The sequence below is a fragment of the Pseudomonas sp. SWRI154 genome, from assembly GCF_014268645.1.
In the GTDB taxonomy this organism is placed as follows: Bacteria; Pseudomonadota; Gammaproteobacteria; order Pseudomonadales; family Pseudomonadaceae; genus Aquipseudomonas; species Aquipseudomonas marvdashtae.
Window position 1 is genome coordinate 11,848 of record NZ_JABWQW010000006.1, and the last position, 17,669, is coordinate 29,516.

At 61.0% G+C, this 17,669-nt stretch carries 13 protein-coding genes; 8 read left to right on the forward strand and 5 right to left on the reverse strand.

The genetic code is table 11. From position 1 onward, the window contains the following. The first annotated feature begins 178 nt into the window (after positions 1 to 178). The 6 genes from HU806_RS07235 (at position 179) to HU806_RS07260 (ending at position 11,271) form a co-directional block, all read left to right on the forward strand. A complete protein-coding gene (locus HU806_RS07235; protein WP_186610742.1) occupies positions 179 to 2,479 on the forward strand; it encodes a YgiQ family radical SAM protein in 2,301 nt (766 codons plus the stop codon). A gap of 344 nt (positions 2,480 to 2,823) precedes the next feature. Beyond that, complete coding sequence (ssp4, locus tag HU806_RS07240; protein ID WP_186610743.1) at positions 2,824 to 3,744, forward strand: Ssp4 family T6SS effector; 921 nt, start codon at positions 2,824 to 2,826, stop codon at positions 3,742 to 3,744. Beyond that, complete coding sequence (locus HU806_RS07245; RefSeq protein ID WP_186610744.1) at positions 3,745 to 4,218, forward strand: hypothetical protein; 474 nt, start codon at positions 3,745 to 3,747, stop codon at positions 4,216 to 4,218. A gap of 174 nt (positions 4,219 to 4,392) precedes the next feature. Next, the gene (locus HU806_RS07250) at positions 4,393 to 7,686 is read left to right on the forward strand and encodes a transglutaminase family protein (RefSeq protein WP_186610745.1); all 3,294 of its coding nucleotides are present in this window, start codon (positions 4,393 to 4,395) and stop codon (positions 7,684 to 7,686) included. Between the two features lie 205 nt (positions 7,687 to 7,891). After that, on the forward strand, positions 7,892 to 10,378 hold the full coding sequence (locus HU806_RS07255) for a circularly permuted type 2 ATP-grasp protein (protein WP_186610746.1): 2,487 nt from the start codon (positions 7,892 to 7,894) through the stop codon (positions 10,376 to 10,378). Further along, positions 10,378 to 11,271: a transglutaminase family protein gene (locus HU806_RS07260; protein WP_186610747.1), complete on the forward strand. Its 894-nt coding sequence runs from the start codon at positions 10,378 to 10,380 to the stop codon at positions 11,269 to 11,271. The genes HU806_RS07255 and HU806_RS07260 overlap by 1 nt, the downstream gene beginning before the upstream one ends. A 186-nt stretch (positions 11,272 to 11,457) precedes the next feature. Here HU806_RS07260 and HU806_RS07270 read toward each other — a convergent pair whose 3' ends face one another. Together HU806_RS07270 and HU806_RS07275 are read right to left on the reverse strand one after the other, a co-directional pair. Further along, on the reverse strand, positions 11,458 to 11,649 hold the full coding sequence (locus tag HU806_RS07270) for a hypothetical protein (protein WP_186610748.1): 192 nt from the start codon (positions 11,647 to 11,649) through the stop codon (positions 11,458 to 11,460). Between the two features lie 68 nt (positions 11,650 to 11,717). Beyond that, positions 11,718 to 11,939: an LOG family protein gene (locus HU806_RS07275; RefSeq protein WP_346657164.1), complete on the reverse strand. Its 222-nt coding sequence runs from the start codon at positions 11,937 to 11,939 to the stop codon at positions 11,718 to 11,720. 292 nt (positions 11,940 to 12,231) lie between these two features. On the opposite strand from HU806_RS07275, the gene azu reads away from it, so the two are divergent. After that, positions 12,232 to 12,678: an azurin gene (azu, locus tag HU806_RS07280; protein ID WP_186610749.1), complete on the forward strand. Its 447-nt coding sequence runs from the start codon at positions 12,232 to 12,234 to the stop codon at positions 12,676 to 12,678. Positions 12,679 to 12,767: 89 nt separating this feature from the next. On the opposite strand, the gene nadE is transcribed toward azu, so the two are convergent. The 3 genes from nadE to HU806_RS07295 all read right to left on the reverse strand — a co-directional run bounded on the left by nadE (position 12,768) and on the right by HU806_RS07295 (position 15,980). Beyond that, the gene (nadE, locus tag HU806_RS07285; protein WP_186610750.1) at positions 12,768 to 13,595 is read right to left on the reverse strand and encodes an NAD(+) synthase; all 828 of its coding nucleotides are present in this window, start codon (positions 13,593 to 13,595) and stop codon (positions 12,768 to 12,770) included. Between the two features lie 4 nt (positions 13,596 to 13,599). Further along, complete coding sequence (gene pncB, locus HU806_RS07290) at positions 13,600 to 14,826, reverse strand: nicotinate phosphoribosyltransferase (RefSeq protein ID WP_186610751.1); 1,227 nt, start codon at positions 14,824 to 14,826, stop codon at positions 13,600 to 13,602. A 245-nt stretch (positions 14,827 to 15,071) separates the two neighbouring features. Continuing rightward, entirely contained in the window at positions 15,072 to 15,980 is a 909-nt protein-coding gene (locus HU806_RS07295) for a LysR family transcriptional regulator (protein ID WP_186610752.1), read from the reverse strand. 177 nt (positions 15,981 to 16,157) lie between these two features. On the opposite strand from HU806_RS07295, the gene amaB reads away from it, so the two are divergent. Next, on the forward strand, positions 16,158 to 17,648 hold the full coding sequence (gene amaB / locus HU806_RS07300) for an L-piperidine-6-carboxylate dehydrogenase (RefSeq protein ID WP_186610753.1): 1,491 nt from the start codon (positions 16,158 to 16,160) through the stop codon (positions 17,646 to 17,648). Positions 17,649 to 17,669 lie beyond the last annotated feature (21 nt).

Sequence of the window (17,669 nt, forward strand, 5' to 3'; positions counted from 1 at the left end):
TATCCCGCCGGTCGTTTCGACAAGCGGTAACTATGTAGTGCCTGCGCGACCCGGAAACGGAGTAATGGGGTTTGCTCGGGCAGGTCGAGGCAGAAGCCGACCACTATCGTCGGAATTGGTTGTTTTTTGTGCTATATTTCGCGCCCGCGATTTTTCATCCTTTATACCGGTCATCGACATGCAAGCAGCCAAGCCGTTATTTGACTATCCCAAGTACTGGGCCGAATGTTTCGGCCCAGCGCCGTTCCTGCCCATGAGCAGGGAGGAGATGGATCAGCTCGGCTGGGATTCGTGCGACATCATCATCGTGACCGGTGATGCCTATGTCGATCACCCGTCGTTCGGCATGGCGATCATCGGCCGGTTGCTGGAAGCCCAGGGCTTTCGCGTCGGGATCATTGCCCAGCCGAACTGGCAGTCCAAAGACGACTTCATGAAGCTCGGCGAGCCCAATCTGTTCTTCGGCGTCGCGGCCGGCAACATGGACTCGATGATCAACCGCTACACCGCCGACAAGAAAATCCGCTCCGATGACGCCTACACACCGGGCGGCTTGGCGGGCAAGCGGCCGGACCGTGCGAGCCTGGTCTATAGCCAGCGCTGCAAGGAAGCCTACAAGCACGTGCCCATCGTGCTCGGCGGTATTGAAGCGTCGCTGCGCCGCATCGCCCACTACGATTACTGGCAGGACCGGGTACGCAACTCGATCCTGATCGACGCCTGCGCCGACATCCTGCTTTACGGCAACGCCGAGCGGGCGATTGTCGAAGTTGCCCAGCGCTTATCCTACGGCCACAAGATCGAAGACATCACCGATGTGCGCGGCACCGCGTTCATCCGTCGTGACACGCCGCAAGGCTGGTACGAAGTCGATTCCACGCGCATCGACCGTCCGGGCAAGATCGACAAGATCATCAACCCCTACGTCAACACCCAAGATACCCAAGCCTGCGCCATCGAGCAGGAAAAGGGGCCGGTTGAAGACCCGAGCGAAGCCAAGGTCGTGCAGATCCTGGCGAGCCCGAAGATGACCCGCGACAAGACCGTGATCCGCCTGCCGTCGGTGGAAAAGGTCCGTGGCGATGCGGTGCTTTATGCCCACGCCAACCGAGTCCTGCACCTGGAAACCAACCCGGGCAACGCCCGCGCCCTGGTACAGAAGCACGGCGACGTCGACGTCTGGTTCAACCCGCCGCCCATTCCGATGACCACTGAAGAAATGGACTATGTGTTTGGCATGCCTTACGCGCGCGTCCCGCATCCGGCGTACGGCAAGGAAAAAATCCCCGCCTACGACATGATCCGTTTCTCGGTGAACATCATGCGCGGCTGCTTTGGCGGCTGCACCTTCTGCTCGATCACCGAGCATGAAGGTCGAATCATCCAGAACCGTTCCGAAGAGTCGATCATTCGCGAGATCGAAGAGATCCGCGACAAGGTCCCGGGCTTTACCGGGGTCATCTCTGACCTCGGCGGACCGACCGCGAACATGTACCGCATTGCCTGCAAGAGCCCGGAAATCGAATCCGCATGCCGCAAGCCGTCCTGCGTGTTCCCTGGCATTTGCCCGAACCTGAACACCGATCACTCATCGCTGATCCAGCTGTACCGCAGCGCCCGGGCATTGCCTGGGGTGAAGAAAATCCTGATCGCCTCCGGCTTGCGTTACGACCTGGCGGTCGAGTCGCCGGAATACGTCAAGGAGCTGGTGACCCACCACGTCGGCGGCTACTTGAAAATCGCGCCGGAGCATACCGAGGAAGGTCCGCTCAACCAGATGATGAAGCCGGGCATCGGCAGCTATGACAAATTCAAGCGGATGTTCGAGAAGTACTCCAAGGAAGCCGGGAAAGAGCAGTACCTGATTCCGTACTTCATCGCGGCTCACCCGGGCACCACCGACGAAGACATGATGAACCTGGCGCTGTGGCTCAAGGGCAATGGCTTCCGGGCCGACCAGGTGCAGGCGTTCTATCCGTCTCCAATGGCCACCGCCACCGCCATGTACCACTCGGGCAAGAACCCGCTGCGCAAGGTCACCTACAAGAGTGATGCGGTGACTATCGTCAAGAGCGAGGAGCAACGCCGCCTGCACAAGGCCTTCTTGCGTTACCACGACCCGAAAGGCTGGCCGATGCTGCGCGAGGCATTGACCCGCATGGGCCGCGCCGACCTGATCGGGCCGGGCAAGAACCAGTTGATCCCGTTGCACCAGCCGGCCACCGACAGCTACCAGAGCGCTCGTCGCAAGAACTCGACGCCAGCCGGCAGCCACAAGGTAGCCAAGGAAACCACCAAGATCCTGACCCAGCACACCGGTTTGCCACCGCGCGCGAGCGACGGCGGCAATCCTTGGGACAAGCGCGAACAAGCCAAGGCCGCCGCGTTTGCCCGCAACCAGCAGGCCGCCAAGGAGCGCAAGGACGCGGCGAAGGGCAAAGGACCCAAGCCCGCACGCAAGCCAGTCGTGCCGCGCTGATCGCCAAAGCTACAACGTAAAACGCCAGCCTTAAGTGCTGGCGTTTTGCTTTCTAGCGAGGGTGCTGGCCGTTTGTTATCGTTGCGCCCGGCGATGTCAGCCAATCAAGTGCAATCAAACTGGACACAGCCCATGTGGCGAGGGAGCTTGCTCCCGCTCGGCGGCGAAGCCGTCGTAAACCGGCTGGCGCGGTCTGCCTGAAGATTGCGCCATCTCATTTGGGACTGCTTCGCAGCCCAGCGGGAGCAAGCTCCCTCGCCACAGGTATCAGTGTCGATACCGATACCCCGCGGGGGCCGCACAAGCAATTAAAGTCTATCCTCCGACTCTCAAGGACGATCCATATGAGTACCCCTTTGCCGGGCATCGGCATGGACAACAGCATCTCCCAGCGAATGGCTCGCCAACGCATCGAAAGCCAGATCAACCTGCCACGATTGTTTGCGGCCATTGACGCCGATCCCGGCATCGTCGGCGCCGGTGTCGTGTACATCGATGCTGAATTCAATGTAGTGACCCTGCGCGAATTCAAGCCGATTTGCAGCATCAAGCCCAAGCGAATCATTTTGCACGAGGCGCAGAAGTACATCGCTCCGGCGCAATTTGCCCAACAGGTGCAAGACAATCCTCGGCAATCGCGCCTGGTCGGAGAGGCGATCAATACCACCTTGTCCTGCGCTGGCGCGGTATTGGGTTGGATTGTCGTGCTCAGTGGGTCGGTTGCGGTTCCCTTCAGCGCCGGGGCCAGTACCGTGGTCGTGGCCCTGGGCTATACCGCTGCGGCCGCCAGTACGGTGCAGTGTTTTGCCGGTGGTATCCGTACGGCAGCAGAAGTGGTCAATCCGCAGTTCAACGACAAGCTGGACAGTGAGGAGTGGTACCAATATGCCTCGATCGGTCTGGATGCGGCCTCTCTGTTGGGCGTAGGGGCTTCCACCTTGACCACCATAAAACTGGTGAAGGTGGCCAAGGCCACTACCGGTAAAAGTCTGCGTGAAGTCTTGCGTGGGCTGAATCGCCAGGAACGGTCGAAGTTGACCAAAGAGTTGCTGAGCATCAACGATCCCCGGTTGACGCCGAAGATGCTCAAGCTCAAGCAACTGGCCGGCGAACTGCCCAAGCGCTTCACTCCGACCCAGCTGCAGCACGCTACGGTCACCCAGATCAAGGACTCCCTGGGCGCGGCAATTGGCTTTACCGGCAGTAGCTTGTCGGGAAATGTCAAAACCATCGCCGTTGGCTTGTATGAAGAGCTGGAGGAATAGATGGACAGTCTCAGCCTTCCGCGTTTTCTGGCGCGTTATTTCCCGACATTCATGGGCGGCATTTTCGCGGCGCTATTCTCATTGGCCTGTGCTATTCCCTTGGTCTCGGCGTCCTACTTCGCCGGGGCCTCACTCGACGAGCAAGTCACCTGGTCGATGCTGGGGGGCATGGCGATCACCATGGTCGTGGTGCACTGCAATTTCATGGTGGTGCGCGGCAGGCCTCAATGGGTATGGGGTTTGGTCGGGGTGCTGGTGTTATGCCTGCTAGCCGTATTACCGACCATCGAGGATCGTCCGCATAAGGTCATCTATGCGTTGGCCTTGCTGTTTCCGCTATTGGGTTTGCTATTGCTCAACAGCAAGCGCCATCGCGAGATGCGCAGCAAGCTCGTCGAGATTCGTCGGCAGCGCGAATCGCTAAAGACAGCGCTGAAGGAGACCCCGAAGAAGGCATCGCGCCCGCGTCGCTGATTCGATTCGCGCCGCCGGCGCCGCATTTATGTGCGGCCTGTGCAGATCAATACAGGCATCGCGCGGTTTTAGTGCTCTACTGCCTTGAGTAGAAGTAGAAAGTGTCCGACCTGCCTGCATGGCATAAGTCTTGCGCCGCTTTCGATAACGCCCAGGCTCCGCAGGAGGCACGCCGTGTCGATCCATGTCGCTTTGCATCATGTCACGCATTACCGCTACGAGCGCGCCGTCGAGCTCGGCCCGCAGATCGTCCGCCTGCGCCCGGCCCCCCATAGCCGCACGCGGATTCTTTCGTATGCGCTGAAGGTCTCGCCCGACCAGCACTTCATCAACTGGCAGCAGGATCCTCAGGGCAACTATCTGGCGCGACTGGTGTTTCCGGAAAAAACCGCTGAGCTGCGGGTCGAAGTCGATCTGGTCGCCGAGATGGCGGTGTTCAATCCGTTCGATTTTTTCCTCGAGCCCTACGCTGAAAAAATTCCTTTTACCTACGCCCCCGACGAAAAGCATGAGCTGACGCCTTATCTGGAAAAGCTGCCGCTGACGCCCAGGTTCCAGGCGTATCTGGACGCCATCGACCGCACCCCGCTGCCGGCGGTGGATTTCCTGGTGGCGTTGAACCAGCGCCTGAGCGAAGACATCAGTTACCTGATCCGCATGGAGCCCGGCGTACAGACGCCGGAGCACACCTTGGAGCATGCGTCCGGCTCCTGCCGCGACTCGGCCTGGTTGCTGGTGCAGCTGTTGCGTCACCTGGGGCTGGCGGCGCGTTTTGTTTCCGGTTACCTGATCCAACTGACCGCCGACGTGAAAAGCCTCGACGGCCCGTCCGGTACGGAAGTGGATTTCACCGACCTGCATGCCTGGTGCGAAGTCTATTTGCCAGGTGCCGGCTGGATTGGCCTGGATGCCACGTCCGGGTTGTTTGCCGGCGAAGGACACATTCCGTTGGCGTGCAGTCCCGATCCGTCCTCGGCTGCACCGATCAGCGGTCTGGTGGAGCCTTGCGAGTCCGAGTTCAGCCACGAAATGTCCGTGGAGCGCATCTGGGAAGCGCCGCGGGTGACCAAGCCATACACCGAAGCGCAATGGCTTGAGATCCAGGCCCTGGGCCGGCAGATCGATGCCGACCTGCTGGAGGGCGACGTGCGCCTGACCATGGGCGGTGAGCCGACCTTCGTCTCCATCGACGACCCGGACGGCGCCGAGTGGAACACCGCGGCGCTGGGGCCGGACAAGCGCCGTCTCTCCGCCGAGTTGTTCCAGCGCATGCGCGCGCACTACGCGCCCCAGGGGTTGGTGCATTTCGGCCAGGGCAAATGGTACCCCGGCGAGCAATTGCCACGCTGGTCGCTCAATTGCTACTGGCGGCGTGACGGCGTGCCGATCTGGCATAACGGCGCGTTGATTGCCGACGAGCAGCAGGACTACGGCGCCGATGGCGAACTCGCTGGACGTTTCCTGGCGAGCGTCGCCGAACGCTTGAACATTCCCGCGCGATTCGTGTTTGCGGCCTACGAAGATAATTTTTATTACCTCTGGCGCGAAGGCTCATTGCCGTCAAACGTGACAGCCGAGGATCCTCGGCTGGAAGAACCTTTGGAGCGGGCACGGTTGCGCAAGGTCTTCGGTCAAGGATTGGACAAGGTCATCGGCCAAGTCCTGCCACTGGCCCGCACCGCCAAGGGCGATCAATGGCAGAGCGGCCGATGGTACCTGCGCGACAACCATTGCAGGTTGGTGCCGGGCGATTCTCCCCTGGGCTATCGCCTGCCACTGGCGTCCCAGCCGTGGGTGACGGCGGCTGAATACCCGTTTATCCATCCCACCGACCCGAATCAGGACTTGCCCGAGTTGCCCGACACTGCGCAACTGGCCGATCACGGCGAGCCGGCGCTGGAGCAGGAGCGCGCGCCGAAGATCGACGAATCGGCCGATTGGCTGACCCGCACTGCTTTCTGTGCCGAGGCCAGGGAAGGACGCCTGTATCTGTTCATGCCACCGCTGGAGCGGGTCGAGGATTACCTGGAGTTGGTCAGCGCAATCGAGGCGACGGCCGAGGAGCTCAATTGCCCGGTCCTGTTGGAGGGCTACGAGCCGCCGAGCGATCCGCGCCTGGGCAATTTCCGCATCACGCCGGACCCAGGCGTCATCGAGGTCAACGTACAGCCGTCGGCAACTTGGGATGAGTTGGTCGAGCGCACCGAATTTCTGTATGAGCAAGCGCGGCTGAACCGACTGACCACCGAAAAGTTCCTGATCGATGGCCGGCACACAGGCACCGGCGGCGGCAACCATTTCGTCCTCGGAGGCGCGACGCCGGCCGACTCACCTTTCCTGCGGCGTCCCGACTTGCTGCGCAGCCTGATCAGCTATTGGCACAACCACCCGTCGTTGTCCTACCTGTTTTCCGGCTTGTTCATCGGTCCGACATCCCAGGCGCCCCGCGTGGACGAAGCGCGCAATGACGCGCTGTACGAACTGGAAATCGCCTTCGCGCAAATGCCCGAGCCCGGCCAAGCGTGTGCGCCCTGGCTGGTGGATCGGTTGCTGCGCAACCTGCTGATCGATGTGACGGGTAATACCCATCGCGCCGAATTCTGCATCGACAAGCTCTATTCTCCGGACGGTGCCACCGGGCGACTCGGCCTGTTGGAATTACGCGCTTTTGAAATGCCGCCTCACGCCCGTATGAGCCTGACCCAGCAATTGCTGTTGCGGGCACTGGTCGCGCGGTTCTGGCGCGAGCCCTACGCGCCGGCCAAACTGGCGCGCTGGGGCACTGAGCTGCATGACCGCTTCTTGCTCCCGCATTTCATCGAGCAGGATTTCGCTGACGTCATCGCTGAGCTCAATGTCGCCGGTTATCCGCTGCGAGCCGAGTGGTTCGCCGCGCATCTGGAGTTCCGTTTTCCAAAGGTTGGCGACTATGCGGTCAACGGCATCGAGCTGCAGTTGCGTCAGGCGCTGGAGCCTTGGCACGTACTGGGGGAAGAGGGTGCGGTGGGCGGCACGGTGCGCTATGTGGATTCGTCCCTGGAACGCTTGCAGATCAAGCTCAACGGCCTGGCCCCGCAACGGTATCTGCTGACTTGCAATGGCGTGCCGGTCCCCTTGCAACCCACCGGTCGGGTGGGCGAGTTCGTCGCCGGGGTGCGTTTCCGCGCCTGGCAACCGAGCAATTGCCTGCAACCAACCATTGCGGTCCATGCGCCGCTGGTCTTCGATGTACTCGACACCTGGATGCAGCGCTCGCTGGGCGGCTGCCAATATCACGTGGCGCATCCTGGCGGGCGCAACTACGACAGCCTGCCGGTGAACGCCAACGAAGCGGAGAGCCGGCGGATGGCGCGTTTCTTCCGGATCGGGCACACGCCTGGGAAACTTCCGATACCCAACCTGGTAACGGATGACGAGTTTGCGTTCACGCTCGATCTGCGACGTTTTCAGGCTGCGTTGAAGAATTAACGAGACCGTGGCGAGGGAGCTTGCTCCCGCTCGGTTGCGCAGCGACCGTAAATCTTGGGGCTGCTGCGCAGCCCAGCGGGAGCAAGCTCCCTCGCCACGATGATTACATCCCCAAAACCCAGGTCGGATCCAACACAAACACACCTATCCGGGCGTCATGCGCTTGCGCTAGTCTCACCTTTCATTGCTGTCTGCCGAGCTTTCCATGCCTGACCTGCTTGACCGTTACCCGCTGACAACGGGCACCTATCACGAATTGCTGGACGACAGCGGTGCGGTGCGTACGCACTGGCGGCGGCTGTTCGACCAGTTGCAGCGCAGCACGCCGGCCCAGTTGCTCCAGCGCCAGGCCCTGCTGGCCCGGCAGATCCAGGAAAACGGCGTGACCTACAATGTCTACGCCGATCCGAAAGGCGCCGACCGGCCATGGGAACTGGACCTGCTGCCCCACGTGATCGACCCGCAGGAATGGAAACATCTGTCCGCCGGGATCGCCCAACGAGCGCGCCTGCTCAATGCGGTGCTGGCCGACCTGTATGGGCCGCAGCGACTGATCAGCGAAGGGCTGTTGCCGGCAGAGTTGGTATTCGGGCACAACAATTTTCTCTGGCCCTGCCAGGGCATCGCGCCGCCGGACGGCAGTTTCCTGCACTTGTATGCGGTGGACCTGGCGCGCACGCCCGACGGCCGCTGGTGGGTCACGGCGGACCGGACCCAGGCGCCTTCGGGGGCCGGGTACGCGCTGGAAAATCGCATGATCGTTTCCCGCGCCTTTCCCGATTTGTACCGCGACCTCAAGGTGCGGCACCTGTCCGGGTTTTTCCGCACCTTGCAGGAAACCCTGGCGCGGCAGGCCCCCTGCGATGGCGAGGCGCCGCTGGTGGTGCTGCTGACGCCGGGGCGGTTCAACGAAAGCTATTTCGAACACCTTTACCTGGCGCGCCAGCTCGGCTATCCGCTGGTGGAGGGAGGCGACTTGACCGTGCGAGATGCCACGGTCTACCTCAAGACCCTCAGTGGGTTGCGTCGGGTCCACGCCATCATGCGCCGGCTTGACGATGATTTCTGCGACCCCCTGGAGCTGCGCACCGATTCGGCCTTGGGCGTGCCAGGTCTTTTGGAGGCGGTGCGCCAAGGGCGGGTGTTGGTGGCGAATGCCTTGGGCAGTGGTGTGCTGGAGTCGCCGGGCCTCTTGGGATTCCTGCCGAAGATCAACCAGTATCTGTTCGGCGAGGAATTGATGTTGCCGTCCATCGCCACCTGGTGGTGTGGTGAGCCGCCGGTGCTGGCCCAGGCCTTGGAAAAGCTGCCTCAGTTGCTGATCAAGCCAGCGTTTCCGTCCCAGAGCTTCGCGCCGGTGTTCGGCCGAGACCTGGACGAAGCCCAGCGCGCTCAACTGGCGGCACGCATGCAGGCGCGACCGTACGCCTATGTTGCCCAGGAACTGGCGCAACTGTCCCAGGCGCCGGTCTGGCAGGCCGAAGACGGCCAGATCCAGCCCCGGGCCATCGGCATGCGCGTGTATGCCGTGTCCGGGAAAGATGATTATCGGGTTCTGCCAGGTGGCCTGACCCGCGTGGCCGCCGAGGCCGACGCCGAAGTGGTGTCGATGCAGCGCGGTGGTGCCAGCAAGGACACCTGGATTCTGGGTGAACACGCATCCGGTGGCGAACAGTGGAAGGCCCAGCGGACCGTCGGCGTGCACGACCTGGTGCGACGCGATCCGTACCTGCCATCCCGAGTGGTGGAAAACCTGTTCTGGTTTGGCCGTTACTGCGAACGTTGCGACGACAGCGCGCGCCTGCTGCGGATCATGCTGGCGCGCTATGTCGATGGCGACGATCCGCAGGCCCTGCTATCGGCGGTGTCGCTGGGCGAGAGCCTGATGCTGCTGCCGGAGGAGGGCGAGCTGCCCGAGCGCCTGCTGGCGGCTCTGCTGGGGGATGACTGGTCGTTCAGCCTGCGCTCCAACTTGCAGCGCTTGCAGTGGGCTGCCTCACAGGTACGCGGCAAACTCTCCCGGGAGAACTGGCAGGCGCTGGTGGAATTGCAGCGCGAAGCCGCAGAGCTGGAGACCAGCGAACCGGACTTTGGCGAGCTGCTGGATTTTCTCAATCGATTGGTAATGTCGTTGGCCGCGTTGTCCGGTTTCGCCCTGGACGACATGACCCGTGACGAGGGCTGGCGTTTTCTGATGATCGGTCGACGCCTGGAGCGCCTGCATTTTCTCAGCAGCAGCCTGGCGGCATTCTTGCGGGGCGAGGCGGTTTTCGATCAGGCCGGGTTGGAGTGGTTGCTGGAGTTGGGCAACAGCAGCATCACGTACCGCTCGCGTTACTTAGCGGTGGCGCAGTTGATTCCAGTGCTCGATCTGTTGTTGCTGGACGAACAGAACCCCCATGCAGTGCTCTTCCAATTGAAATTGGTGGCACGCACCCTTAAACGCCTGAACGATGATTTCGGCGCCCCGCGGGAAACCGCATTGCCGGAACTGGTGATGCGCCTGTCACGCTTTGACCTGCGCTGCCTGGAGAATCCCCTGTTCGGCGAGGCCAGCCTGCGTGCCGCTCTTGATGGACTGGCCGATCTGTTGCAGGAAGTGGCCGATGTCAGCGGACAGGTTTCCGATCGCTTGGCGTTGCGCCATTTTGCTCATGTCGATGACGTCAGCCAGCGCACGGTGTCCGTCTGATGAACGCCCGTTACCAGATTCTCCACGATACCCATTATCACTACGACAGCCCGGTGTCCCTGGCCCAGCAACTTGCGCACCTGTGGCCGCGACCCTGTGATTGGCAGCGTTGCACCGAACAGCAGTTGCTGATCAGTCCGGAGCCGACCACCCGGCGCGATGAACAGGATGTGTTCGGCAATCCGCTGACCCGACTGGCCTTCGAGCGACCCCATGACGAATTGCTGGTCAATGCCCGCCTGAGCGTTGAAGTGCTGGCACGGCCCGACCTGGATTTCAGCCTGTCCCCCGCCTGGGAGTCGACCCGCAACCTGCTGACCTACAGCGGTCGGCCACTTCCGGCGCCATTGCTGGACGCCTGCCGCTACCGTTTCGAGTCACCGTATGTCCACCTCAAGCGCAGTTTCGTCGAGTTTTCCGAGAGCTGTTTTCCGCTGGGACGACCTTTGATGGTGGGCGTCCGCGCGCTGATGGAGAAGATTTTCGAAGAATTCACCTTCGATGCGGAGGCCACCCAGGTGGCGACGCCGTTGGTGGAAGTGCTGGAGCGACGCCGGGGTGTATGCCAGGACTTCGCCCACCTGATGCTGGCTTGCGTGCGCTCCCGTGGGCTGGCAGCGCGTTACGTCAGCGGCTACCTGCTGACCCAGCCGCCACCCGGCCAGGCGCGGTTGATTGGCGCCGATGCTTCTCACGCCTGGGTTTCGGTGTTCTGTCCGGTATTAGGCTGGGTGGACTTCGACCCGACCAACAATGTGCAGCCGGCCCTGGAACACATTACCCTGGCCTGGGGCCGGGATTTTTCCGATGTGTCGCCGTTGCGCGGGGTGATCCTGGGGGGCGGTACCCACGACCCCGAAGTACGAGTGACGGTGATGCCGTTGGAACCGTGATCCAATTCCTGAAAACCAGGCGGTTTCGTGCCGACGATCAGTCATGAACACAAGGAGATCGGGCTGTTCGAGCCGGGCCAATTGCCGGAGAACCTGCCTGTGGGTTATCGCCTGTCGATTAGCAAGGCGCTAGAGCTGTGAGGGCCGGCAGCGAGGCGGCCGGCCCTGGACACAGAACTGAGGGTCTCAGGCGTCAGGCGCCTGGTCTTTCGGTGCATCAACATCGTCTTCTGCCGTCACTTCGCCTTCGGTATCCGGGTTCAGTGCTGCGGCTTCCTCTTCAGCTGTAGCTTTCTTGCGCTGAAGCTTTTCCTCTTTCTTCTGCTCCTTGGCCAAGTCTCTCTGACGTTTGGCGAAGGAATAATTGGGTTTAGCCATGGGCGATCCTCTGGGGTCGAAGGTGAGGTTGAGCGGCGCGTATTCTGCCCTGTATCGGGGCTGAGCCGTTAGCTGGGTTTTTGCTCGGCCCATTTGGGTTGCACCGACGGTTGCCATTCGTCCAGTGCGTCGAGCAGATTGTGCGCTGATTCGCTCACTTGCAGCATGTCACGATGGGGCGCGCGGACGAAGCCTTCGCCGACGATATGATCGAGAAAACCCGTGATCTTGCTGTAGAAACCGTTCACATCCAGCAGCCCCAGCGGTTTTCCATGATAACGGTCCTTTATTGCGCAAAGAAATTAAACCTCGCGGCGAGGTTTTTCATAGGTGCCACTGGCGCCGCAGGCATAGGCGGCGAGCAAGCTGCATAACAGGCTATTGAGGTTCATGACGATCGCTCCGCAAGGTGGTGGGGCAGATCATAGGGGGCAGGCATACTTCTGGCTGGTTGATTATGTCCATCAGGCTGATAGGCTTAAGTTGTATACAATCTTTGACTCAGGTCATAGGAACTTGTCTGAAATTCAGGCAGTCTTCCCCTTTGACGGAATTTTGTTAACCATGCCTTGGAGATTCACGATGTTTGCCAAACTTGTTGCGGTATCCCTGTTGACGCTGGCCAGCAGCCAACTGATGGCAGCGGAGTGCAAGACCACCATCGATTCGACCGACCAGATGTCCTTCAGCACCAAGGCCATCGAAATCGACAAGAGCTGCAAGACTTTCACCGTCGAGCTGACTCACTCGGGCAACTTGCCGAAGAACGTCATGGGCCATAACTGGGTTCTGAGCAAAGAAGCCGACATGCAGCCGATCGCCACCGATGGCTTGGCCGCCGGTATCGACAAGAACTACCTCAAGGACGGCGACGCTCGCATCATCGCCCACACCAAGCTGATCGGCGCCAAGGAAACCGACTCGGTGACCTTCGATGTGTCGAAACTGGCTGCCGGCGAGAAGTATGGTTTCTTCTGCTCGTTCCCAGGCCACATCTCGATGATGAAAGGCACGGTTACCCTGAAGTAACCGACTTTCCGGACACAAAAAAAAGCGCCCCATGCATGCAGGGCGCTTTTTTTACCTGGCGAAACGGCCCCATGGGAGCGCGCGTCCGGTCATGGGGCGTAAGGCATCACCCGCTTGTGCTCGGTCTTGCGATAGGTGTCGCAAATGATCTTGGCCGCCTCTTCGCGAATGGGTTGCCCATGCAGGAAGGCGTCAATCTCGCCATAGGTCACGCCATGGGCCGCTTCGTCCGGCTTGCCCGGGGACAAGTCTTCCAGATCAGCGGTCGGAACCTTTTCCACCAGTGATTCCGGCGCGCCAAAATCACGGGCGATGGCCCGGACCTGGTTTTTCACCAGGCCGCTCAGCGGGGCCAGGTCACAGGCGCCATCACCAAACTTGGTGAAGAAACCCATGACTGCCTCGGCCGCATGATCGGTGCCGATCACCAAGCCTTGTTCCGCACCGGCGATGGTGTATTGCGCCACCATGCGCATCCGCGCCTTGGTGTTGCCCAGCACGAAGTCCCGTGAACCCGGCGCCTTGCCTTCGAACGCCAGGACTTCTTTTGCCAGGGCCTTGACCGCGGGGCCGATGTTGACGGTATGACGCTCGTCCGGCTCGATGAAGTCGACGCAGGCCTGGGCTTCGTGCTCGTCGAACTGGGTTTCATACGGCAGGCGCACGGCAATGAACGTGTATGCCGCATTGCCGGTTTTTTCCCGCAGCTCGCGCACGGCACGTTGGGCCAGCAGGCCGGCGGTCAACGAGTCGACCCCGCCGCTGATACCCAGCACCAGGCTCTTGAGCCCTGAGTTGACGAGGCAGTCCTGAATGAAGCCCACCCGGCGAGCGATTTCGGCCTTGAGGGCGGCGTCATCGGCGAACGGTGGCTGGACCTTGAGCTGTTCAGCAATCTCACGCTGTACGGCTTGCATGAATTCACTCCTTGCTTGATGTGCCAGAAAGGGCGGCAGGTACTTGGAAAACATGTCGCATGTAGGCGACGAAATTCGGGTCCTTGCAGTGGGTCTTGCCGGGCTCGTCTGAAATCTTGGCCACGGGTTGCCCGTCACAGCTGATCATTTTAAGCACGATGCTCATCGGCTCCACGCCTGGAATGTCACAGGTCAGGTTGGTGCCGATACCGAAGCTCACATTAATGCGACCACGCAAGGCACGGAAAATATCCAGGCATTTGGGTAATGTCAGGCTGTCGGAGAACACCAGCGTCTTGCTCATCGGGTCGATGCCGAGGTTATGGTAGTGAGCGATGGCTTTTTCCGCCCAGATGACAGGATCCCCTGAGTCATGGCGCAAACCGTCGAACAGCTTGGCGAAGAACAGATCGAAGTCCTTCAAGAAAGCGTCCATGGTGATGCAGTCGGTCAACGCAATGCCCAGCAGGCCTCGGTACTCGCGAACCCAGCAATCGAGCGCGGCGATCTGGCTATCGATCAGCCGTGGGCCTAGTTGCTGGTGGGCCATGATCCACTCGTGGGCCATGGTGCCCAAGGGTTTCATGTCCAGCTCCCGGGACAGGTGCACGTTGCTGGTGCCGACGAAGCGCCCCGGGAAATCGTGCTTGAGCACGTTTACCACTTCTTCTTGGACCCGGTAGGAAAACCTGCGCCGAGTGCCGAAATCGGCGACTTGCAGCTCGGACAATTCGTCGGCGCTGGCGTTGGCGGCCAGCCAGTCGAACTTGCGATAAAGCTGCTCCCGCGCCTGTTCCAGAACGATCTCACGATAGCGATAGCGATTGCGCACTTCGCTGACGATGGCGAGCAACGGCACTTCGAACAGGATGACGTGCAACCATGGCCCACGCAGGCGGATGAACAATTCACCGTTTTCGATGCCGGTGTGCACGTACCGCAGGTTGAAACGAAACAGCCCCAGGAACCTGAGGAAATCCGGCTTCAGGAAGCTGATGCGCTCGAGGAAACTCAGCTGGTCGGCGCTCAGGTTCAGCTCGGACAGGCGCTCGATCTGGAAGCGGATCTCCGCCAGGTACGGACGCAGGTCCTCGCTGTTGCGGCAACGAAACTCCCATTCAACTTCGACGTTGGGGTAGTTGTGCAGGACGGCCTGCATCATCGTCAGTTTGTAGAAGTCGGTGTCGAGCAGGTTCTGCACGATGCGATCGGCAAATACACTCTCGCTCATAACGGGAATCTCCAGACAGATGCTGCGGTGGCAGCGGCGTACGGCTGTTCGTGTTGAAAGGTCTAGTGGCGCATAACGGTGATGGTTATTGCCAGTATTTTTTAGCGTTTGCAGGTCTTTGTGGTGAGGGAGCTTGCTCCCGCTCGGCTGCGAAGCAGACGCAGAATTTTTCATCTGACAGAATTTTTAGGGCCGCTGCGCAGCCCAGCGGGAGCAAGCTCCCTCGCCACGGGGGGCAATTTTCGCTATGGCGGCGCATCAGGGCTATTGATCTGCTCCAGCATCCACTCCACGAACAGTCGTACTTTGGGCACTTCCGCCGCATGTTCCGGGTAGGACAGGTAATAGGCGCTGGCGCTGGGCATCGCATGTTGCCAGGGGATGACCAGTTTGCCGTCGGCGAGCTCTTCTTCCACCAGGAATTTTGGCAACAGGGCCACGCCGCAGCCGACCTGGGCGGCACGAATGCACATGTAGAAGGTTTCGAAGCGCGGCCCGTGGTAGCTGTGTTCGGTGTGGTAGCCCTGGCTGTCGAACCAGTCGTGCCAGGCTTGCGGGCGCGAGGCGTTTTGCAGCAGCACCAGGTCGGCCAGTTGCGTCGGGTCGGTGAAGGGCTGGTCCGGCAGGCTGCCTGGCGCGCAGACCGGCACCAACTCTTCGCCGAACAGTTTCAACGATTCGGTTCCCGGTCGGGAACCCTGGCCGAAGTAGAACGCCAGGTCGCTGCGCCCTTGCTGCAAGTCGTCGGCCTCGTGCTCGCTGCACAAGTCCAGATGAATCGACGGATGCCGCAGGCGCCAGCCCTTGAGCCGCGGAACCAGCCAGCGGGCGCCGAAGGTCGGAGGCGTGGAGACCCGCAGGACTTCGGTGTCGCCGCCGTAGGAGCGCAGGTAATGGGTCGACATCTCAACCTGGGTGAGGATTTTTCGCACCTCCCCCAAATACAAGTTTCCTGCCGGTGTCAGTTGCAAGCGTCGGCGCACGCGCCGGAACAGCAGGTGCTGTAACAGTTCTTCAAGCTGTGCGACCTGTTTGCTGACGGCGCTCTGGGTCAGGTTCAGCTCTTCGGCTGCGCGGGTAAAGCTCAGGTGACGGGTCACCGCTTCGAAGCACTGTAGTGCTGTAATCGATGGCAAATAGCGTTTATTGAGCATGATCAGCCCTTATTTCTTGTTGCTCTGCTTATCCGGTAACGGCCAGCATGAATAAACGGAATGATATCTCGCTTAAAGGTCGTTTGTTGGCAAGTCTCGGGCCAGCTACAACTACAGGCCTGATCAGCCGTGATCGTCCGGCTGCCCACTTTTGTCTCTCGCTTGAGGAATTTACCCATGGTTGCTGCATTGCTTGATCGTCTGGGCGTCAACCCGGCCTTGTACCAGAACGGCACACAGCCCGTGCACTCGCCTATCGATGGCAGTCGCATTGGCGCCGTGAACTGGGAAGGCGCCGCTGAAGTCGAGCAACAGGTCAGCCGCGCGGAGCATGCCTTTGACCTGTGGCGCAAGGTGCCGGCGCCACGGCGCGGCGAGCTGGTGCGTCAGTTTGGCGACCTGTTGCGTGAGTACAAGGCCGACCTCGGCGAGTTGGTGTCGTGGGAAGCCGGCAAGATTACCCAGGAAGGCCTGGGCGAAGTGCAGGAAATGATCGACATCTGCGACTTCGCTGTCGGCCTGTCCCGCCAGTTGTACGGCTTGACTATTGCGTCCGAGCGTCCTGGCCATCATATGCGCGAAACCTGGCACCCGCTGGGCGTGGTTGGAGTGATCAGCGCGTTCAACTTTCCCGTGGCGGTCTGGGCCTGGAACACCACCCTCGCGCTGGTGTGCGGTAACCCGGTGATCTGGAAGCCTTCCGAGAAAACCCCGCTGACCGCCCTGGCGTGCCAGGCCTTGTTCGAGCGTGTGTTGAAGAATTTCACCGATGCGCCACCGTACCTGAGCCAAGTGATCATCGGTGGGCGTGATGCCGGCGAAGCGCTGGTCGACGATCCGCGCGTGGCGCTGATCAGTGCCACCGGCAGCACGCGCATGGGCCGCGAGGTCGCGCCGAAAGTCGCAGCGCGGTTTGCCCGCAGTATCCTGGAACTGGGCGGCAACAACGCGATGATCCTGGCTCCGAGCGCCGACCTGGATATGGCCGTGCGTGCCATCCTCTTCAGCGCTGTCGGCACTGCGGGCCAGCGTTGCACCACGCTGCGCCGGTTGATCGCCCATGAATCGGTGAAGGAAGAGATCGTCACCCGTCTCAAGGCTGCTTATTCGAAAGTACGCATCGGCCATCCGCTGGAGGGCAATCTGGTCGGGCCGCTGATCGACAAGCAGAGCTTCGAAAACATGCAGGATGCGCTGGAGCAGGCGTTGAGCGAAGGCGGGCGAGTGTTTGGCGGCAAGCGCCAGCTCGAAGACCAGTTTGCGAATGCCTATTACGTCTCGCCCGCCATCGTCGAGATGCCGGAGCAAAGCGACGTGGTGCGTCACGAAACCTTCGCGCCGATCCTCTATGTGGTTGGCTACAAGGACTTCGCCGAAGCGCTGCACCTGAACAATTCGGTGCCACAAGGCCTGTCGTCGTGCATTTTCACCACCGATGTGCGTGAAGCCGAGCAGTTCATGTCGGCCGTGGGCAGCGATTGCGGGATCGCCAACGTCAATATCGGCCCGAGCGGCGCGGAGATCGGCGGAGCGTTCGGCGGCGAGAAAGAAACCGGTGGCGGCCGTGAATCCGGCTCCGACGCGTGGCGTGCCTACATGCGCCGCCAGACCAACACCGTGAACTATTCGCTGGAGTTGCCGCTGGCGCAGGGAATTACTTTCGATTAAGCAGCTTCAAGCTACAAGCTT

Coding starts and splice junctions, on each gene's coding strand:
- HU806_RS07235 (WP_186610742.1), top strand. CDS start 179: ATGCAAGCAGCCAAGCCGTTATTTGACTATCCCAAGTACTGGGCCGAA.
- HU806_RS07245 (WP_186610744.1), top strand. CDS start 3,745: ATGGACAGTCTCAGCCTTCCGCGTTTTCTGGCGCGTTATTTCCCGACA.
- pncB (WP_186610751.1), bottom strand. CDS start 14,826: ATGAGCGAGAGTGTATTTGCCGATCGCATCGTGCAGAACCTGCTCGAC.
- HU806_RS07260 (WP_186610747.1), top strand. CDS start 10,378: ATGAACGCCCGTTACCAGATTCTCCACGATACCCATTATCACTACGAC.
- azu (WP_186610749.1), top strand. CDS start 12,232: ATGTTTGCCAAACTTGTTGCGGTATCCCTGTTGACGCTGGCCAGCAGC.
- ssp4 (WP_186610743.1), top strand. CDS start 2,824: ATGAGTACCCCTTTGCCGGGCATCGGCATGGACAACAGCATCTCCCAG.
- HU806_RS07270 (WP_186610748.1), bottom strand. CDS start 11,649: ATGGCTAAACCCAATTATTCCTTCGCCAAACGTCAGAGAGACTTGGCC.
- HU806_RS07255 (WP_186610746.1), top strand. CDS start 7,892: ATGCCTGACCTGCTTGACCGTTACCCGCTGACAACGGGCACCTATCAC.
- HU806_RS07295 (WP_186610752.1), bottom strand. CDS start 15,980: ATGCTCAATAAACGCTATTTGCCATCGATTACAGCACTACAGTGCTTC.
- nadE (WP_186610750.1), bottom strand. CDS start 13,595: ATGCAAGCCGTACAGCGTGAGATTGCTGAACAGCTCAAGGTCCAGCCA.
- amaB (WP_186610753.1), top strand. CDS start 16,158: ATGGTTGCTGCATTGCTTGATCGTCTGGGCGTCAACCCGGCCTTGTAC.